Here is a 16273-nt window from a genome sequence, read left to right as displayed (position 1 = left end):
GCGCACGGGGGCGTCGTGCTGTGCGGGCCGACCCGGCGCGCCGGGTGCGAGGGCGGGCCCGGCGCGAGAGCAGTGTTCCGGCGTTCGTCGCGCCGGCCGTCAGGGCGCGGAGGATCGGACGAGCGCGAGCGCGGCGTCCACGGTGGCGAGCGACTGCGCCGGATCGACGCGGGCCAGCACGAGCGCGGCCACCAGGAGCGACACGAGGACGTCCGCCTGAGCCGACGCCCACGCCTGCGCGTCGGGCCAGCGGGCGAGCGCTCCGGCGCGCAGTGCGCCCAGCAGCTCGGCCCGGTAGTCGGCGATCACCTCGCGCACGGCGTCGTCGCGCGCGATCGGCGCGCCCGCGGCGTTGAGCAGCAGGCAGCCGCTCCTCGCGGAGAGCGTGCGGGAGTCGGCGAGCGCCGCCCGCAGCCCGGCGAAGTACTCCTCGAGCGCCGTCGGCGACGCCCCTCGCGGATCGACGAGCGGGGCGAGCCGGGGCCGCACCACCTCGTCGAGGTAGCTCTGCACGGCAGCGTCGAAGAGCCCGCGCTTGCTGCCGAAGGCGTGGTAGAGGCTGGAGCGGCGCAGTCCGGTCGCGGACTCCAGGTCCGGGAGGGACGCCTCCTCGAAGCCGCTCTCCCAGAAGACGGCGCGGGCGGCGCGGACGACCTGCTCGGTGTCGAAGCCCTGCGTGCGACCCACGGTGCTCCTCCTGAGGGGTGACAGCTGCGGCGCCGCACTGGCGCGGACCGCTCGCTCCAGTATATTGTGGACTGGTCGTTACACAATCGGTGCGGAGCCCTCCGCACCACGACCATCGCCTGGAGGCCCGCCGTGATCGTTCTCGGACTGGTGCTCGCCGCTCTCGCCGCGGCGCTGCACGTCTACATCTTCGTGCTCGAGTCGGTCCTCTGGACGACCTCGCGCGCCCGATCGACGTTCGGCACGACCGCCGGCGAGGCGGAGGCGACGAAGGAGATGGCCTACAACCAGGGCTTCTACAACCTCTTCCTCGCCGTCGTCACCGCGGCGGGCATCGTCGCCGTCGCGATCGGCGCCACCGCCGTCGGCGCGGCCCTCGTGTTCGCCGGCGCCGGATCGATGGTCGCCGCAGCACTCGTCCTGCTCCTCTCCGCTCCGACCAAGCGCCGCGCCGCGCTGACCCAGATGACCCCGGGTCTGCTCGCGGTGATCGCTCTCGCCGTCGGCACCGCACTCTGATCCCCTCCGCTCCACCACCACGAAAGGTCCTATGAGCACCGTCACCAGCACCCAGATCCAGCTCGTCCGCCGCCCCGACGGCTGGCCCGTCGCCGAGGACTTCCGGACCGCGACCGTCGAGTACGGCGATCCGGCCGCGGGCGAGATCCGCGTCGAGAACGCCTTCCTCTCGGTCGACCCCTACATGCGCGGCCGCATGAACGACGTGAAGAGCTACACCCCGCCCTTCGCCCTCGGCGAGACCATGACCGGCGGTGCCGTCGGCCGGGTGACCGTCTCCGACGACCCCGCGTTCCCCGTCGGCAGCGCGGTCCTGCACCAGCTCGGCTGGCGCGACGTCGTGCAGGCCGAGTCGTCGCAGTTCCGCGTCGTCCCCGAGATCCCCGGAGTGCCGCTCTCGCTCCGCCTCGGCATCCTCGGGATGACCGGACTCACCGCGTACGTCGGGCTCACCGCCATCGCGGGCATGAAGGAGGGCGACACCGTCTTCGTCTCGGGCGCCGCGGGAGCCGTCGGCTCGGCCGCCGGCCAGATCGCGCGCCTCCTCGGAGCCGAGCGGGTCGTCGGATCCGCGGGTTCGGCCGAGAAGGTCGCCCTGCTGACCGAGAAGTACGGCTACGACGCCGCCTTCGACTACCACTCCGGCCCGGTCCGCGAGCAGCTGGCCGAGGCCGCGCCCGACGGGATCGACGTGTACTTCGACAACGTCGGCGGCGACCACCTCGAGGCGGCCCTCGACGCCTTCCGCGACGGCGGCCGCGCGGCGCTCTGCGGAGCGATCGCCGGCTACAACAGCACCGAGAAGACGCCCGGCCCCGACAACATGGCGAACATCATCACCCGCGGTCTCACGCTGCGCGGATTCACGCTGTCCGGCTACCTCGACCACGCGCCGGAGTTCAACCGGCTGATGGCCGGCTGGTTCGCCGACGGAGAGATCGCCTACGACGAGACCGTCGTCGACGGCATCGACCACGCCGTGGACGCGTTCCTCTCGATGATGCGCGGCGGCAACACCGGGAAGATGGTCGTCCGCATCTAGCGCCGACACCGGTGCGGCGGGCGCGGGGAGGGGCACCTCCGGACGCCCGCCGCATCCGTCCTCCGCCTCCCTGACCGGGACCTCCGAGAATGCTCGCGGATCCGCGGGGCCGATCGGTCCGGGCGGTGGCAGACTGCGGACATGAGCACGTTCTCGCACCGGACCGGCGCCTCCGCGCTGGCAGCAGCAGCACTCGTCCTCGTCCTCTCCGGCTGCGCGGGCAGCGGCGGAGCCCCGTCCGCGCGGACGCCGCTCCCGACGCCGACCGCGACCGCGACCCCGACGTCTTCGCCGACTCCCGCTCCGACGCCGACTCCCACCGTGACCGTGACGGTCACGGCGACCCCCGAGCCCTCGTCGACCGGTTCTCCCGCCGCGGATCCGGCGGCGGCGCGCTGCACGGGCTCCGACCTGACGATGGAGTACCGCCCCGACCCCGACGCGTCGGGTGCCGGGAACAGCGCCTTCGACCTCGTGCTCACCAGCACCTCCTCCTCGGACTGCGCTCTCGCGGGCATCCCCGGCGTCTACGCGACCGACGCCGACGGGAACCGGATCAGCGCGGTCGCCGACGCGTCCGGCCCGAACCCCGATGCTCCCGTGATCCTCGTCCCGGGCGCCCGGGCGGACGTCCGGGTCGCCTGGCACTCCCCCGGCGCCTACAGCTGCACGGTCGGGACCTCCGCGTACCTCGTCGCCGAGGCCCTCGACGCCCCGGACGGCGCTGTCCGCGCCCCCGCCGAGCTCCAGGTGTGCACCGACGGCACCGTGATGATGGATGCCTCCGCCTACACGCTGCTCTGAGCCCTTTCCGAGCGCGCACGCCTCCCGCGCGGCCCGCTCACCGGGCGCGACCCCTTGACCGGGCGCGGCGCAGCCGGGACCCTCGCACTACACGTCCCCACCCCACCCCGGAGGTCACCATGAAGGTCGGCTCACTCGTTCTCCGTCTCGCCGTCGGCGGGCTCTTCGTCGGACACGGTCTGCAGAAGCTGCGGGGCTCGTTCGACGGCCCCGGCCTCGACGGCACCGAGCAGATGATGTCGAGCCTGGAGATGCACCCGGCCCGGCGCAACGCCGTCGCCGCAGCGGTGACCGAGACGGCCGGAGGCGCCGCTCTCGCCCTCGGCGCCGCGACTCCGCTCGCCGCCGCCGGACTCGTCGCCACGATGGTCACCGCCGTGCGCAAGGTGCACTGGAGCAACGGCCTGTGGAACGCGGGCGGCGGGTGGGAGTACAACGCCGTCCTCGTCGCGGCGACGGCCGCGATCGTCGCGGACGGCCCCGGCGCGCTCTCGTTCGACGCCCTGATCGGCAAGCGCAAGTGGGGAGCCGGCTGGGCGCTGTTCGCCCTGATCGGCGGAGCGGCTGCGTCGACCGCCCTGATCCAGGCCGGGCGACGCGCCGCGCCGGTCGGAGCGGGCACCTCCGGCTCCGACGACGGCGGGTCGGACGACGACGGCGCCGACTCGACCGCCTCGTAGCTCCGCTCCGCCGCACTGTGCGGGCGCGGTAGCGTCGGAGGCGTGACCGAGACACGCGCCTCCGACCCCGACCGCCCCGAGACCGACGCGCTCGCCCTCTGGCTCGCGGCGGTCGAGCGCCTCGACGCTCAGGACGACCCGGACGGCGTCGTCGAGCGGATGCGCGTCCTCGCAGCCCGCTACCCGGGACACGACGGAATCGCCGCTTTCGAGCTGGGCGGCGCCCTCGACAGCGCGGGACACGAGGCGGAGGCGGCGGTCGAGTACGAGCGCGCCCTCGCAGCCGGCCTGGATGACGAGCGGCGGGCGCGGTTGACGATCCAGTACGCCTCGACACTCCGGAACCTCGGCCGCACCGATGAGGCGATCGACCTCCTCGCCGGCGCCGCTGCGCACCCCGCGGTGGGCTCCGCGCGGGAGGTGTTCCTCGCACTCGCCCTGCACAGCGCCGGGCGCGTCGACGAGGCCCTGCGGATCGCGCTGGAGGCGCTGGCTCCGGGGCTCCCCCGGTACCAGCGCTCCGTCCGCGCCTACGCCGCCGCCCTCACCGACTCCGAGCAGTAGCGCGGGCGGCTCCTCCACACGGAGGCTCGGCGCGGCGAGCGCTGAGCCTCCATGGGCGCCGACTCAGTCCTCGAGCAGGATCGCGTCGATCTGCCCCATCGCCTGGCGGAGTCCCTCCTCCATGCCCATCTGGACCATCTGCTCGAGCTGCTCGACCGACTCGAAACGGCTGCTGAGGACCATCCGCGTGCGCCCCGGCTCGATCTCGTCGAGGGTGACCGTGGCCCGGGTGATCCCCAGCGCGTCGACCGGGTCGCCGCGCTCGTCGGCGAAGCCGTCCTCGAACTCGAACCGCGTCGGCTCCTCCACCCGGGTCACGCGCCACCAGCCGCGCGCCTGCTCGCCGTCCGGTCCCGTCATGACGTAGGCGCTCCGTCCGCCCTCGACCGGCTCGTGCCGCTCGAAGGTCGCCGGCCAGGTCGGCGGCCCCCACCAGCGCTCGAGGCGGCGCGGATCCGTCCAGAGGAGCCAGACGCGCTCGATCCCCGCGTCGAACTCGGCGGTCACGGTCAGGGTCAGTTCCTCGATGTCCTTCACGGACTGCAGCACGCTCATCGCGCCTCTCCCTCCAGCAGATCCCGCGCGCCGGTCGGCTCGCGGGTGTCACTCCTCGTCGAGGAGGTCCGACATGCGGTCGATCCTCCCCGCCCACAGCTGCTCGTAGGCGTCGAGCAGGCGCGACGCCCGCCGCACTGCGGCGACCTCGCCCTGCACCAGCTGCTCCCGCCCCCTCCTCCGCTTGCGGACGAGTGCCGCCCGCTCGAGGACGGCCACGTGCTTCTGCACCGCCGCGAACGACATCTCGTAGCGCGCCGCGAGTGCGGAGACGGACTGCTCGCCGACCAGCACCCGGGCGACGATGTCGCGGCGGGTGCTGTCGGCCAGCGCCCGGAAGAGCAGGTCGATGTCGGCGTCCATTCGTACAACCATGTGGTTGCACATTAGGGCCGTCCCCTCCCCCGCGCAAGAGCATCCGTCTCCGGGGCGAGCGCACCGACCGGCGCCCGACCTCAGGCGCTCGCGGCGTCGAGGGCCTCGGCAGCGGCCGCGAGCACCCAGTCCGGCAGGGGGCGGGCCGCGAACAGCGAGGCGTAGAGCCGGGCCATCGAGTCGTCGGGGTCGAGCCGCAGCGCCTCGTCGAGGTGGAGCCCCGCGAGGCTCGAGACTCCCCTCGCCCACCAGCACCACGCGAGAACGGTGAGCACGGAGGAGCGCGCCTCCTCCGGCGCCAGCGCGGCGGCGCGGGCGAGGAGCCCGGTCGCCCGCGCCAGACGGCCGCGCTCCGGAGCACGCCCGCTGCCGAGCAGCAGGGCCGACAGCTCGAGGTCGTGGTCGTCGTCCGTTCCGGCGCGGGCGTCGCCCACCGCGCCGGGCGGCACTCCCACTCCTGCCTGCGGGCTCCGCGCGATCTGCACGGTCACCCGGTCGCGGAGGGGCGGCGACTGCAGGGTCCGCACGATCAGTCCTTCGCGGCGGACGTCCCGCGGTCCGCTGAGCCAGCGCTCGACGAGCCGTTCCGTGTCGCCGACCAGGGGCGGCCGGCGGAGCACCTCCGCGACGAGCGCGCGATCCTCCTCGGCGACCGGCGGCAGCACGGAGAGCGCGTCGATGTCCAGTGGCTCGTCGGCCACCGCTCGGGCGAGGACGCCGGTCTCGCTCCGCTCGATCTCGAGGAGCGGACGTGGCCTGCGGCACTCCTCGGCGTCCGTGTAGCGCCCCCATCCGTCGGCGGCGATGCAGGCCACGGCGATGATGTCCAGGCGCGTGCGCTCCAGGCGCCGGAGCACCGCGTGGCCGAGGTCGAGATGCGGGATCCCCCGCTCCTCGGCGTAGCCCGCACGGGTGCAGACCACCACCAGCACACCGGTGGCCCGCGGCATCGTCTCCATCATGGCCGCGCAGCCGCCCGCCAGCGCCTCCGCCTCCATCCCGCGCAGCGTCTCCGGGAGCGGGATCCGGAAGCCGCCTCCGGCGCGCGTGCCGAGGAACGGCACCACCACGACGGACTCCTCCGGACGGATGCCGATGATGGAGGGGACGGCCGCCAGGAGGTCCTGGATCGCGCTCGCCCGCAGGACTTCGGGATCGCGGCGGCGGGACGGAGGAGCAGGGGTTCGCTGTGTGGATGTCATGTCCGACACCCTGCTCGCGTCGCCGGCGGCGCGAGATCCCGCCGGCCCGGACCGGGGAGAACCGGAGCGGATCGGCGCCTGTGGAGGAGCGCCCGGGGCCGGCGGCTCAGCCGGCCGCGGGAGCCCGCAGCACCTTCGCCATCGGCCGTCCCTTCGCGATCTCGTCGATCAGCTTGTCGAGGTACCGGATGCGCTGAATCAGCGGATCCTCGATCGTCTCGACCCGCACGCCGCAGATCACCCCCGTGATCGCCGAGGCCTGCGGAGGCAGGCGCGCCGCCGCGAAGAACTCCTCGAAGGTCGTCCTGCTCTCGAGGTGCCGGGCCGGCTCCTCGTCCGAGAAGCCGGTGAGCCAGCGGACCGCCTCGTCGACCTCCTCCCTCGTCCGGCCCTTGCGCTCCGCCTTCGCCACGTAGAGGGGGTGCACGTCGGCGAACGCCACGGAGAAGATCCTGCTCATGGCCGGGAAGCGTACTCGCGCGACGCCCGGCGCGGCAGAGGCGCCCGCCCCGCTATCCTCCCCAGTGGCCCTCGCGCCTCCACCCCGCAGCCCACAGAGAGAACCACCGTGAGCCTCCTCCGCACCAAGTCCGTCGAGCAGTCGATCGCCGACACCGATGAGCCCGAGTACAAGCTCAAGAAGTCGCTGACCGCGCTCGATCTCACGGTCTTCGGCGTCGGAGTCGTCATCGGCGCCGGCATCTTCACCCTCACCGGCCGCGCCGCCCATGACATCGCCGGACCGGCGATCGTCCTGAGCTTCGTCGTCGCCGCCTTCGCCTGCGCCCTCGCGGCCATGTGCTACGCCGAGTTCGCCTCCACGGTCCCGGTGTCGGGCTCCGCCTACACCTTCTCCTACGCCTCCCTCGGCGAGCTCTTCGCCTGGATCATCGGCTGGGACCTGATCCTCGAGCTGTTCCTCGGAGCGAGCGTGGTCGCGCAGGGGTGGAGCGCGTACCTCGGGTCGCTGCTGCAGCAGCTGGGAGTGACCCTCCCGCCGGCGCTCACCTACGGCGGCGTGGTCGACGTGCCGGCGATCCTGCTCGTCCTCGTGCTCGGCGCGCTGATGACCTTCGGGATCAAGGAATCGCTGCGCGTCAACCTGGTGCTCGTCGCGATCAAGCTGTTCATCGTCCTGTTCGTCATCATCGCGGGCCTGCAGTTCGTCAACACCGCCAATTACACGCCGTTCGTCCCCGCCGCCGAGCCCTCGCAGTCCGCGTCCGGTCTGACCCAGCCGCTGCTCCAGTTCCTCTCGGGCATCGAGCCGGCCACGTTCGGGGTCGGCGGCATCATCGCCGGCGCCTCCCTGGTGTTCTTCGCCTACATCGGGTTCGACGTCGTCGCGACGACCGCGGAGGAGACCCGCCGCCCCCAGCGCGACCTGCCCATCGGCATCATCGCCTCGCTGATCATCTGCACGGTCCTGTACTGCGCCGTCGCCCTCGTCGTGACCGGCATGGTCCCCTACCGCGAGCTCGACCCGTCGGCCGCGCTCGCCAACGCGTTCGCCTACCACGGGCAGACCTGGATGGCGACGGTCATCTCGGCCGGCGCCGTCGCCGGTCTGACCACCGTCGTGCTGACGCTGCTGATCGGAGCGACACGCATCATCTTCGCGATGGCGCGCGACGGACTCCTCCCCCGGCGCCTGGCCACCGTCCACCCGCGCCTGCGCACGCCGTGGTTCACCTCCGTGGTCGTGACCATCGTCGTCGCGCTGCTCGCCGGGCTCACTCCGATCGGCGTGCTCGAGGAGATGGTCAACATCGGCACGCTCTCGGCGTTCGTGCTGGTCTCGGTCGGCGTCGTGGTGCTGCGCCGCAAGCGGCCCGACCTGAAGCGCGGCTTCCGGGTCCCGCTGAACCCGTGGCTCCCGCTGCTCTCGGCCCTGATCTGCACCTACCTGATGCTCAACCTCTCGATCGAGACCTGGCTGCGCTTCCTGATCTGGCTAGCCGTGGGCTTCGCGATCTACTTCGCCTACTCGCGCAGCCACGCGAAGATCGGCGAGCAGCCCTAGGGGGCCAGGCCCACCTTCGGCCTGGCCCAGGAGCGTCCGCGCGTGTCCTTGAGGATGTCGTACTCCACCTCGACGTGCGGCTCGATCGCGCTGTACTTGTCGTTCGGGGCACCGATCACGAGCTGGAAGCCGAGACCGCGCCACGCACCGATCGCCCGCTTGGTGAAGTGGGCGTCGGCCTTGATCAGCGCCTCGTCCATGAAGACCGGGGCGTACCGGGGACGGTCGGCTCCCGCGTCGCCGAGCTGGTAGCGCAGCGCTGCTCCGACGATGAAGGCGATCAGCTCCTGCGACTCCCCGCCGGACTTCTCGCCGATGTGGTCGTACAGCGCCACGTGCGCTCGGGTGACGGCGTCCACGCGCTCGGCGCTGACCCGGACGTGGTTGCGGACGTCGACGAGGTCGCCGAAGTCGGGCGCGGTGCGCCGCAGCCGCTGGATGAGCCGGGACATCCGCCGGTAGACCTGCTCGCGCTCCTCCTCCGCGGACACGGCCTGGATCTGCGCGCGCACCTCGCGGAGCTCGCGGCGGAAGCGACGGCGCACCTCCGACTGGTTCTCGCGCGTCGTGATCTGCAGGCGGTGGCCGTCGTCGTAGAACGGCAGGTCCTGCATGATCACGTTGATCGGCTCGATCCGCTCGCGGATCTCGCGCAGCGAGCGGCCGAGCGTGGAGTCGAAGCTCGTGAGGTCGTTGCCGGAGAGCGTGAGCAGGCTGTCGCGCCACTCGGTCTCGAGCCGGTGCAGGCCGCTGGTCTCGAGGGCGTCGAGCAGCCGCTCGAAGTCGCCCGCGGACGCCTCGGGGTCCGCGAGCAGGTTGGGATTCGGCCAGCGGTCGAGGAAGCCGGCCATGATCCGGCCGGCGCTCTCGCGCTGCTGCTCGTGCGCCTCGGCCGCGGAGCGGCGGTCCTCCGCCAGTCGCTGCGCCGCCGTGGCGAGTGCTGCGTCGAAGCGGACCAGGACGTCCGAGGCGCTGCCGGACGCCGCGGCCTCGGTCAGCGTGAACCGGGCGTCCAGGAAGGCGCGCTGGTCGTCGTCGAGCTCGCGTCCGGCGCGCTCCGCCGCATCGAGAACCGCCTGGCTCGCGTCGACGTCGTCGACCACGACGGCCCACTCCGCCTCGATCCGCTCGCGCTCCACACCGGCGCGCGCGATTTCCTGGCGGAGGCGCTCGAGGCGGCCGCGCAGCCCGTCGATCTGCTCCTGCAGCCCGGCGAGCTCGGGGTTCGCCTCCGCCGCCTCGGCGCCGACCGCCTCCCAGCGCTCCTGCTCGGCGAGCAGCGACTCGACGTCGACCGTCTCCCAGCTCACCAGCGCGAGGCGGGCGTGGCGCGTCATCCGGTCGTCGAGCGCATCGAGGGCCTCCTCCGCCGCCGACGCCGCCGAGACGGCCGCCGCGCTGCGGGCCCGGGCCGCCTCGACCAGGGCGTGCAGCTCGCGGAGACGACCGGTGTTGGAGAAGCCGAGGACGTTCGCGGCGCCGTGGCCGCCGTGCGCACCGCGCTGCCCCTGCGAGAGCTGACCGGTGAGGGTCAGGGCGAGCCGGTGGCGCCCGAGCTCCGCAGCGCTGTCGACGCACACGTAGCCGAAGCGGTCCTCGAGCCGGTCCTGCAGCCAGCCGGTGAAGGCGGTGGCGCGGTAGTCGAGGCGCCCGGGCAGCGTCTGCGGGTCGAGGCCCCGCACCTCCTCGAGCCCGGTCTCCACGCCCTCGTAGCGGAGCCGGACCGGGAGCCGGAGGGAGTCGATGGCGCGGCGGAAGCGGTCAAGGTGGGCGGAGTCGATCATCAGCGTCGTCGCGAAGCCGCCGAGGGCGAGCGTGAACGCCTCGCGCCAGGGCTCGAACTCGGCACGCACCTCGACCAGCTCGCCGACGAAGGGCAGGTCGTCGGCGGTGAGGCCGGCTGCCTCCGCGATCCGCTCGCGCGCCTCGTGCAGAGGCCGGGGGATGCTGTCCCGACGGTCCGAGGCCGAGCGCTGCTCCGCCTCGAGCTCGGCGAGCTCGCGCGCCGCGGCCTTCCGCTCGGCGACCGCGTCCGACCAGGCCGCACGGGTGCTGCGCTTGGCGTCGGCCGCGCTCGCCGCCCGGGCGAGCACCGCCTCGAACCGCTCGCGGGTGGTCTCCGGCTCGCCGAGAGCGCGCAGGTCCTCCTCGAGCCGGGCGCGGTTCTCGCGCGCCGCTCCCAGCCGCCGCTCCACCTCGCGGAGCTCGCGCTGGGCCGTCTCGAGGCGGTCGCCGCCGGAGGCCCGCAGCACCTCAGCGAGCCCGTCCCGCTCCGACTCCGCCGCCTCGGCGAGCGCCCGCTTCTCGCGGAGCACGGCGTCGACGGCGCGGGTGCGCTCGCGCAGCTCGACCTCGACGTCGCGCAGCAGGCCGAGGCGCTGCTCAGCGCGCCACAGGGCCGCCGGCGACACCGGGGCATCGAACTCCCCGAGCGCGTCGATGAGGCGCACGCGCTCCGCGGACGCGGCGATGCGCAGGCGCAAACCCCGCAACGGCTCGAGTGCCGCGACCTGCTGGCGCGCGGTGAGCATCCGCTGCCGCGTGCTCTCGAGCTCGTCGAAGTGGGCGACGACCGCGTCGGCGGAGGCCAGGGTCTCGGGCTCCTCGAGCACGAGCCGCTTGTAGAGGTCGTCGACGGTCGTGATCTGCTGACCGGCCTGGATGCGGGCGAGCAGGCTCATCGCCTTCGATCCGGCTCCCGCCGCTCCGATGCCGAGCACCGCGTGCAGACGCGCCGAGAACTCGCGGTCGGTGCCGAGCGGATCCAGGCCCGCCGCGCGCAGCGACGCGTCGGAGAAGCGGTGCGCCGCCGCCCGGTCGAGCGCGGCGAGGTCGACCGGGCCCTCGGCGCTCGCGCGGATCCGCACGGTCTCCTCGAGCACCCGGGAGCCGGCCGGGACGTACCAGGCGCGGACCGCGCTGAAGCGCGAGCCGTCGTGGTCGACCCAGGTCATCGCGACGGCGGTCCAGGTGTCGACTCCGTCGCCGCGCAGGACGCGCATGGTCGTGCCCTCGTCCGTGCGCGACTCGTCGAGCTTGCCGCGCGCGTAGGAGAGGATGTTGCGCTGGTCCTCGCCGCGCGGACGGCCCGTCACTCCGCCGTTCGAGGCGCCGTTGAACGGCGTGGTGTGCGGCATCATCAGGGCGATGTAGGCGTCCATCAGCGTGGACTTGCCGGAGCCGGAGCCGCCGCAGAGCAGTGTGGCCCCCGGCGAGAAGCGGACCCGGTGCGCGCCGTCGTAGCCGCCCCAGTTGACCAGCTGCAGGTCCTCGGCGAGCCACTGCTGACCGCGGGAGGCGGCGGGGATCAGGCCGAAGAGGGTGTCGAGCATCGTCATCGGGGGTCGTCCTCCGGGTCGGGGGTGTCGTCGTCGGTCGGCTCGTCGTCCAGCGGCTCGTCGTCGGCCGGCTCGTCGTCCGCGACATCGGTCCCGGGCAGGACGCCGTCCGTGGGCGGGTCCGCGTCCTCGTCGAGGCCGTCGTCCTCGAGCGCGTCGTCGTCCGCCTGCTCCGGATCGTCCGAGCCGGGCTCCTCGGCGACCGCCGCTTCTGCGACCACCGAGGAAGCGTCTTCGCCCGCCCGCCCGCGCAGCCAGTCGCTCAGCTCCCGCAGCTTCGGCGCGCTCAGCACGATCTCCACGATCGGGCTGATCCTGTACCGCCCTGCGGACTCCTCGTCGACGATGCCGTCGCGCCCGAGCCGCTCCAGCGCCTTGCGGACCATGCGCTGCCGGCGGGCGGTGTCGCGCTCGGCGTCGGCGAAGTAGCTGAGCACCGTCTGCTCGACCTCCTCGACGTCCACGCGCGCCGACGCCTCGCCGGCCGCCGACTCCCGCTGATGGACCGTGCGCAGGTGCACCAGGACCAGCGTCTCGGCGCGGGTGTAGGGGAGGTCGCGCAGCAGCACCGGCATCTCCACCTCGTCGGAGCGCACCTGCTGCTTGTAGGCGACCCCGCGCTCGTGGTCGACGACGAGCCGCACGAACAGGTCGTTCAGCCGCGACTCGATCAGCTGCCGGTGCTCCTGGAGCACGGCCCACTGCTCGCGGTGGCGGTCGGCGAGGAGGAAGCGGCGCTGCAGCACGTGCACGAGCACCCGGCGCACCTCGGTGTCGAGGACGCCGCGGTCGCCGGGGAAGAGCTCGTCGGGGTCCTCCTCCATCGACACGGGCGCGATGAACGGATCGGCGGCGGGCCCGTCGGTCGCCAGGGTGTCACTCATCGTCGGTCTCCTCCTCGATGCGGGCGGTCACGGATCCGAAGGCGAAGCGGCGCACGGTCCCGTCGGGTCGGCGCGTGCTCACGACGGAGTAGCCCTCGCGGTCGACGAGGCCCGTCCGGTGCGCGATCTCGAGCAGCCCGAGCAGGTCGACGGGCCGTCGAGTGTCCTCCGGAGCCGCGCTGAACGCGTCCGCCAGATCGAACTCGTCGCCGAGCTCCGCCACGTAGGCCTCCAGCTCCGCGTAGCGGGGACCGCCCCAGGCCCGGCTGTCGTCGCCGACGAACTCGGCGTCGCCGTCGTCTCCGGCCAGGGGCGCCGGCCCGCCGGCCGGACGCACGTCTCCCAGGGTCTGGCGCAGGTGGCCGATCCCGGCGACGGGCAGGTGCCGCAGCGGCGCGACCGGCGCGTCCGGCGAGATCCCGCCCGTCCACTCCTGGAGCCCCGCCATCACGTCGCGCAGCAGCTCGTCCACCTGGCGGTCGCGAGCGGGGTCGTGGGTGCGGACTTGGCCCGTGATGACGTGGGACGCGCGACGCTGCGCGGTCAGGACCTCCTGCACGCCCAGCTCCACCCGGCGGCCGATCGCGGCCAGCTCCCCGCGCTGGGCCGGGTCCATCAGGCGGGAGAACGGCTGCACGAGCACGGTGTGCAGCTGATCGGCGAGCGCGTCGATCCGCTCGGGGTCGCCCAGGAGGCGGAGGGCTCCGGCGAACGCACGGCCCTCGCTGGTCGCCTGCATCACGTGCTGCCCGCGCTCGAGGTACTCCCGCAGCACCTCGCCGGTCGGGCGGACGTCGCGGCGCAGGTCCGCGACCACGTCGCGCTGCATCGCCTTGATCGACTCCGCCACCCGCGCGAAGTCGGCCGGCAGCTCGCGGGCGAGGTGCACCACGTTCTCGGCCTCCTCCAGGAGCTGCTCGTCGTCGGCCGGCTCGAGACCGGCGCCCTCCTCGAGGGCGGCGATCTCGGCGTCCAGGCGCGCCCGCTCCTCGCGGAGCCGCGAGAGCCGGGCCTCCGGGTCGGGCTCGACGTCCGCGGCCAGCCGCTCGACCGCCTCCAGCAGGGTGCGCACCCGCGAGTTCGAGACGCGCGTGCGTCCACCTCCGGTGCGCCCGGTGATCTCGAGGGCGCTCACGGCGTGGGCGCTCAGCCGGTAGACCTCGGCCTCGCCCTCGATCTGCGGCACGAGCCAGCCGACGCGGACCCAGTAGCGGCACACCTCGCGCGCCGTGCCGCTCGGCAGCGCGCGCTCGCCCTCGTCGTACCCGGCCGAGCGCAGCTCCTCGAGCAGCTCCCCCACCTCGGCGTGCGCGTCGGCGACCGCCACGGCCTGCCGGTCGACCGTGAACACGAGCGACAGGGCGGCGACGACGAACGGCGCGTAGCGGCCGTGGAGGAGATCGAGGGTCGGCGTCCGGAAGGCGCCGAGGGAGCGCAGGTAGGCGGCCTCGGCGCGGGAGTTGGACATCGCCCTCAAGGATAGGCGGCGGGCCGGGCGCCCGAGGACGGCCGCGCCTGGGCCGCAATCCGACCAGCGCCTTCAGGCGCCGTCGGGGCGGAAGCCTTTGTAGAGCGTGAGCGCGAGGGCGGTGCGGTCGCGGAGGCCGAGCTTGCGCAGCAGCGCCGAGACGTGGTTCTTCACGGTGCCCTCGGCGAGCACGAGGGCGGCCGCGATCTCCCTGTTGGTCCGCCCTTCGGCCACCAGCTCGGCGACCACCCGCTCGCTCCGCGTGAGCAGCGTCAGCGGGCTCTCGCCGGTGCGACCCGGCTGGACGGCCGGCCGGGCGACGCGCGGATCGATCACCATCCCGCCGGCGATCACCGCGTCGAGGGCCACGACGAGACCCTCCACCGAGGTGTCCTTCAGGAGGAATCCGGAAGCGCCGGCCGAGAGGGCCGCCTGCACGAGCGCGTCGTCGTCGAAGGTCGTCAGAAGGAGGACGGGCAGACGCGGATGGAGCTGCGCACACTCGGCGGCGAGCTCCACGCCGCCCATGACCGGCATCCGCGCGTCGGTGACGACGACGTCCACCTCCGTCGTGCGCAGAATGTGCAGAGCAGCCTGTCCGTTCTCGGCCTGGGCCGAGACCACGACACCCTCGACCGTCGAGAGGAGCATGACCAGCCCACGGCGGATCATCTGCTGGTCCTCCACCAGCAGCACTCGCCTCGGTGTCGTCTCCGTCACGAGGCGCGGCTCTCCCGTTCCCCGTCGGCGCCTCCGAGAGGGATCGAGAGGCGCAGGAGGAACCGGTCGCCGATGCGCCGCGCCGTCAACCGACCTCCGCGAGCCGTCGCGCGATCGTCGAGGCCGCGCAGCCCGAACCCCAGCACAGGCTCGCCGTCGCTGATCCCGTTGCTCCTTCCCGCGCCGATGTCGCTGAGCAGCGAGAGCTCGAGCCGGACGTCGTCCGTCTCGATATCGATGCGGACTCTGCGGGCAGCGCCGTGCCGCAGAGCGTTCGTCAGCCCTTCCTGCACGCCTCGGTAGACGACGAGCGCGGTCTCATCGTCGCTGGTGAGCACACGGTCCGACGCCTCGTCGCCGACCACATCCACGGTCACGCCCGTGCCGCGGAAGGACTCCGCGATCAACTCCAGCGCAGCCAGGCCGCGGGCGCCCGCGTCCCGGAAGGGACTGAGCGCTCGTACCCACATCCGCATGTCCGCGAGAGCCTCGCTCGACGTGGATCGGGCGGTGCGGACCTCGGCCCACGCCTGCTCGGCATCGGCGGAGCGCAGGCGATCAGCGAGCTCGAGACTCATCGAGACGAGGGTCAGCTTGTACCCGAGGCCGTCGTGGAGCTCGCGTGCGCTCCGGGCGCGCTCGTCCGACAGCAGCAGCTCCTTCTCCGTCTCGGAGGCGCGATGCAACCGCCTGATCACACGCTGGTCGGCGGATCGCTCGCTCTCGAAGCCGCGAAGAGAGAGTCCCAGGGCGATCCCGAAGCACATCAGCACGGCCACGGGCACCACGTTGAGCAGACCGTCGAGCACTCCGGAGAGCAGCGCCCTCCCCGAGCCGACGGCGCCCCCGACATGGAGGGCCAGTCCGACGGAGGCGATCCAGATCATCGCGTGCGCCCCTGCGCGGAGCGAGACGTCGACCACCGCGAACGCCACGACGAGGAGGAGGACCGGGATCGTGAAATCGAGCCGGCCGAAGACGACGACCGGCGTCGCCGCGACGATGGACACCGTCGTCACGGCGACCCCGTGTCCCGCTCGGATCAGTCGGGGCCGGACGGCCCAGAGCCCGGCGATCACAGGCACCAGCGCGAGCCATGTGACCGCGACCGCTGCACCCGTGCCTCTCTGCGCGGAGTCCACGACGCCCAGGATCCCTGCCAGGACGAGGCAGCACAGGGCGATCGCCTGAAGTGCGATGACGGTCCTGTCCACGGTGCTCGACGGGGACGGCGCGACCGCGACCCGCTCGTGTCCTGCCGCTGACGGCGCGGAGATCTCCGCCGCCATCTCCGGAGTTGAGCCCATGTCGACAACTGTAGCTCCGACTCCGGGATGCCGACCCGTGACCGCAGTCACGCCCTCACCGTGACTCCGGTCATCCTCATCCGTGACTTCGGCGGGAGGTGGTCG

The 16273-nt window shown here is 73.2% G+C and carries 16 protein-coding genes; 6 read left to right on the top strand and 10 right to left on the bottom strand.

Annotated elements, in window-relative coordinates; genetic code table 11:
- Positions 1 to 99: 99 nt before the first annotated feature.
- A complete protein-coding gene (locus tag C5C29_RS10745) occupies positions 100 to 687 on the bottom strand; it encodes a TetR/AcrR family transcriptional regulator (RefSeq protein WP_104238589.1) in 588 nt (195 codons plus the stop codon).
- A 132-nt stretch (positions 688 to 819) separates the two neighbouring features.
- On the opposite strand from C5C29_RS10745, the gene C5C29_RS10740 reads away from it, so the two are divergent.
- The 5 genes from C5C29_RS10740 to C5C29_RS10715 all read left to right on the top strand — a co-directional run bounded on the left by C5C29_RS10740 (position 820) and on the right by C5C29_RS10715 (position 4296).
- Positions 820 to 1206 (top strand): DUF1304 domain-containing protein, encoded by a 387-nt coding sequence (locus C5C29_RS10740; RefSeq protein ID WP_104308386.1) that lies wholly within the window; start codon positions 820 to 822, stop codon positions 1204 to 1206.
- 31 nt (positions 1207 to 1237) lie between these two features.
- Entirely contained in the window at positions 1238 to 2248 is a 1011-nt protein-coding gene (locus C5C29_RS10735) for an NADP-dependent oxidoreductase (RefSeq protein ID WP_104267418.1), read from the top strand.
- Between the two features lie 141 nt (positions 2249 to 2389).
- The gene (locus tag C5C29_RS16825) at positions 2390 to 3052 is read left to right on the top strand and encodes a DUF4232 domain-containing protein (protein WP_146083485.1); all 663 of its coding nucleotides are present in this window, start codon (positions 2390 to 2392) and stop codon (positions 3050 to 3052) included.
- A 119-nt stretch (positions 3053 to 3171) separates the two neighbouring features.
- Positions 3172 to 3732: a DoxX family protein gene (locus C5C29_RS10720; RefSeq protein WP_104308383.1), complete on the top strand. Its 561-nt coding sequence runs from the start codon at positions 3172 to 3174 to the stop codon at positions 3730 to 3732.
- Between the two features lie 42 nt (positions 3733 to 3774).
- On the top strand, positions 3775 to 4296 hold the full coding sequence (locus tag C5C29_RS10715) for a tetratricopeptide repeat protein (RefSeq protein ID WP_258069490.1): 522 nt from the start codon (positions 3775 to 3777) through the stop codon (positions 4294 to 4296).
- Positions 4297 to 4359: 63 nt separating this feature from the next.
- Here C5C29_RS10715 and C5C29_RS10710 read toward each other — a convergent pair whose 3' ends face one another.
- The 4 genes from C5C29_RS10710 to C5C29_RS10695 all read right to left on the bottom strand — a co-directional run bounded on the left by C5C29_RS10710 (position 4360) and on the right by C5C29_RS10695 (position 6888).
- Entirely contained in the window at positions 4360 to 4851 is a 492-nt protein-coding gene (locus C5C29_RS10710; RefSeq protein ID WP_104222538.1) for an SRPBCC domain-containing protein, read from the bottom strand.
- Positions 4852 to 4899: 48 nt separating this feature from the next.
- Positions 4900 to 5214, bottom strand: coding sequence for an ArsR/SmtB family transcription factor (locus tag C5C29_RS10705; protein WP_374953252.1), 315 nt, complete (start codon positions 5212 to 5214; stop codon positions 4900 to 4902).
- Positions 5215 to 5306: 92 nt separating this feature from the next.
- Positions 5307 to 6428 carry a DUF4192 family protein gene (locus C5C29_RS10700; RefSeq protein WP_104222537.1) on the bottom strand — a complete coding sequence of 374 codons (1122 nt, stop codon included), beginning with the start codon at positions 6426 to 6428 and terminating at the stop codon, positions 5307 to 5309.
- 106 nt (positions 6429 to 6534) lie between these two features.
- Complete coding sequence (locus C5C29_RS10695; protein ID WP_104308382.1) at positions 6535 to 6888, bottom strand: DUF2200 domain-containing protein; 354 nt, start codon at positions 6886 to 6888, stop codon at positions 6535 to 6537.
- A 108-nt stretch (positions 6889 to 6996) separates the two neighbouring features.
- On the opposite strand from C5C29_RS10695, the gene C5C29_RS10690 reads away from it, so the two are divergent.
- Positions 6997 to 8451, top strand: coding sequence for an amino acid permease (locus tag C5C29_RS10690; protein WP_104222535.1), 1455 nt, complete (start codon positions 6997 to 6999; stop codon positions 8449 to 8451).
- Here the strand turns inward: C5C29_RS10690 and C5C29_RS10685 are convergent.
- The 5 genes from C5C29_RS10685 to C5C29_RS10665 form a co-directional block, all read right to left on the bottom strand.
- The gene (locus tag C5C29_RS10685) at positions 8448 to 11789 is read right to left on the bottom strand and encodes an ATP-binding protein (RefSeq protein ID WP_104308381.1); all 3342 of its coding nucleotides are present in this window, start codon (positions 11787 to 11789) and stop codon (positions 8448 to 8450) included. The genes C5C29_RS10690 and C5C29_RS10685 overlap by 4 nt on opposite strands.
- Positions 11786 to 12673, bottom strand: coding sequence for a DUF4194 domain-containing protein (locus tag C5C29_RS10680; protein ID WP_104308380.1), 888 nt, complete (start codon positions 12671 to 12673; stop codon positions 11786 to 11788). Before C5C29_RS10680 ends, C5C29_RS10685 begins: the two co-directional genes overlap by 4 nt.
- Positions 12666 to 14141 carry a DUF3375 domain-containing protein gene (locus C5C29_RS10675; protein WP_104308379.1) on the bottom strand — a complete coding sequence of 492 codons (1476 nt, stop codon included), beginning with the start codon at positions 14139 to 14141 and terminating at the stop codon, positions 12666 to 12668. The genes C5C29_RS10680 and C5C29_RS10675 overlap by 8 nt, the downstream gene beginning before the upstream one ends.
- A gap of 72 nt (positions 14142 to 14213) precedes the next feature.
- The gene (locus tag C5C29_RS10670; RefSeq protein WP_258059250.1) at positions 14214 to 14861 is read right to left on the bottom strand and encodes a response regulator transcription factor; all 648 of its coding nucleotides are present in this window, start codon (positions 14859 to 14861) and stop codon (positions 14214 to 14216) included.
- Complete coding sequence (locus C5C29_RS10665) at positions 14858 to 16168, bottom strand: sensor histidine kinase (protein WP_104308378.1); 1311 nt, start codon at positions 16166 to 16168, stop codon at positions 14858 to 14860. The genes C5C29_RS10670 and C5C29_RS10665 overlap by 4 nt, the downstream gene beginning before the upstream one ends.
- Positions 16169 to 16273 lie beyond the last annotated feature (105 nt).

The organism is Rathayibacter sp. AY1H2, from assembly GCF_002931985.1.
GTDB lineage: Bacteria > Actinomycetota > Actinomycetes > Actinomycetales > Microbacteriaceae > Rathayibacter.
Note: the sequence above shows the minus strand (reverse complement) of the source record. Positions and strands in the feature narration are given on the sequence as shown.

Bases quoted from the DNA above. Each gene is read 5' to 3' on its own strand.
- C5C29_RS10705 (WP_374953252.1), bottom strand. From the start codon at position 5,214: ATGGACGCCGACATCGACCTGCTCTTCCGGGCGCTGGCCGACAGCACC.
- C5C29_RS10680 (WP_104308380.1), bottom strand. From the start codon at position 12,673: ATGAGTGACACCCTGGCGACCGACGGGCCCGCCGCCGATCCGTTCATC.
- C5C29_RS10700 (WP_104222537.1), bottom strand. From the start codon at position 6,428: ATGACATCCACACAGCGAACCCCTGCTCCTCCGTCCCGCCGCCGCGAT.
- C5C29_RS16825 (WP_146083485.1), top strand. From the start codon at position 2,390: ATGAGCACGTTCTCGCACCGGACCGGCGCCTCCGCGCTGGCAGCAGCA.
- C5C29_RS10695 (WP_104308382.1), bottom strand. From the start codon at position 6,888: ATGAGCAGGATCTTCTCCGTGGCGTTCGCCGACGTGCACCCCCTCTAC.
- C5C29_RS10710 (WP_104222538.1), bottom strand. From the start codon at position 4,851: ATGAGCGTGCTGCAGTCCGTGAAGGACATCGAGGAACTGACCCTGACC.
- C5C29_RS10685 (WP_104308381.1), bottom strand. From the start codon at position 11,789: ATGACGATGCTCGACACCCTCTTCGGCCTGATCCCCGCCGCCTCCCGC.
- C5C29_RS10675 (WP_104308379.1), bottom strand. From the start codon at position 14,141: ATGTCCAACTCCCGCGCCGAGGCCGCCTACCTGCGCTCCCTCGGCGCC.
- C5C29_RS10735 (WP_104267418.1), top strand. From the start codon at position 1,238: ATGAGCACCGTCACCAGCACCCAGATCCAGCTCGTCCGCCGCCCCGAC.
- C5C29_RS10720 (WP_104308383.1), top strand. From the start codon at position 3,172: ATGAAGGTCGGCTCACTCGTTCTCCGTCTCGCCGTCGGCGGGCTCTTC.
- C5C29_RS10665 (WP_104308378.1), bottom strand. From the start codon at position 16,168: ATGGGCTCAACTCCGGAGATGGCGGCGGAGATCTCCGCGCCGTCAGCG.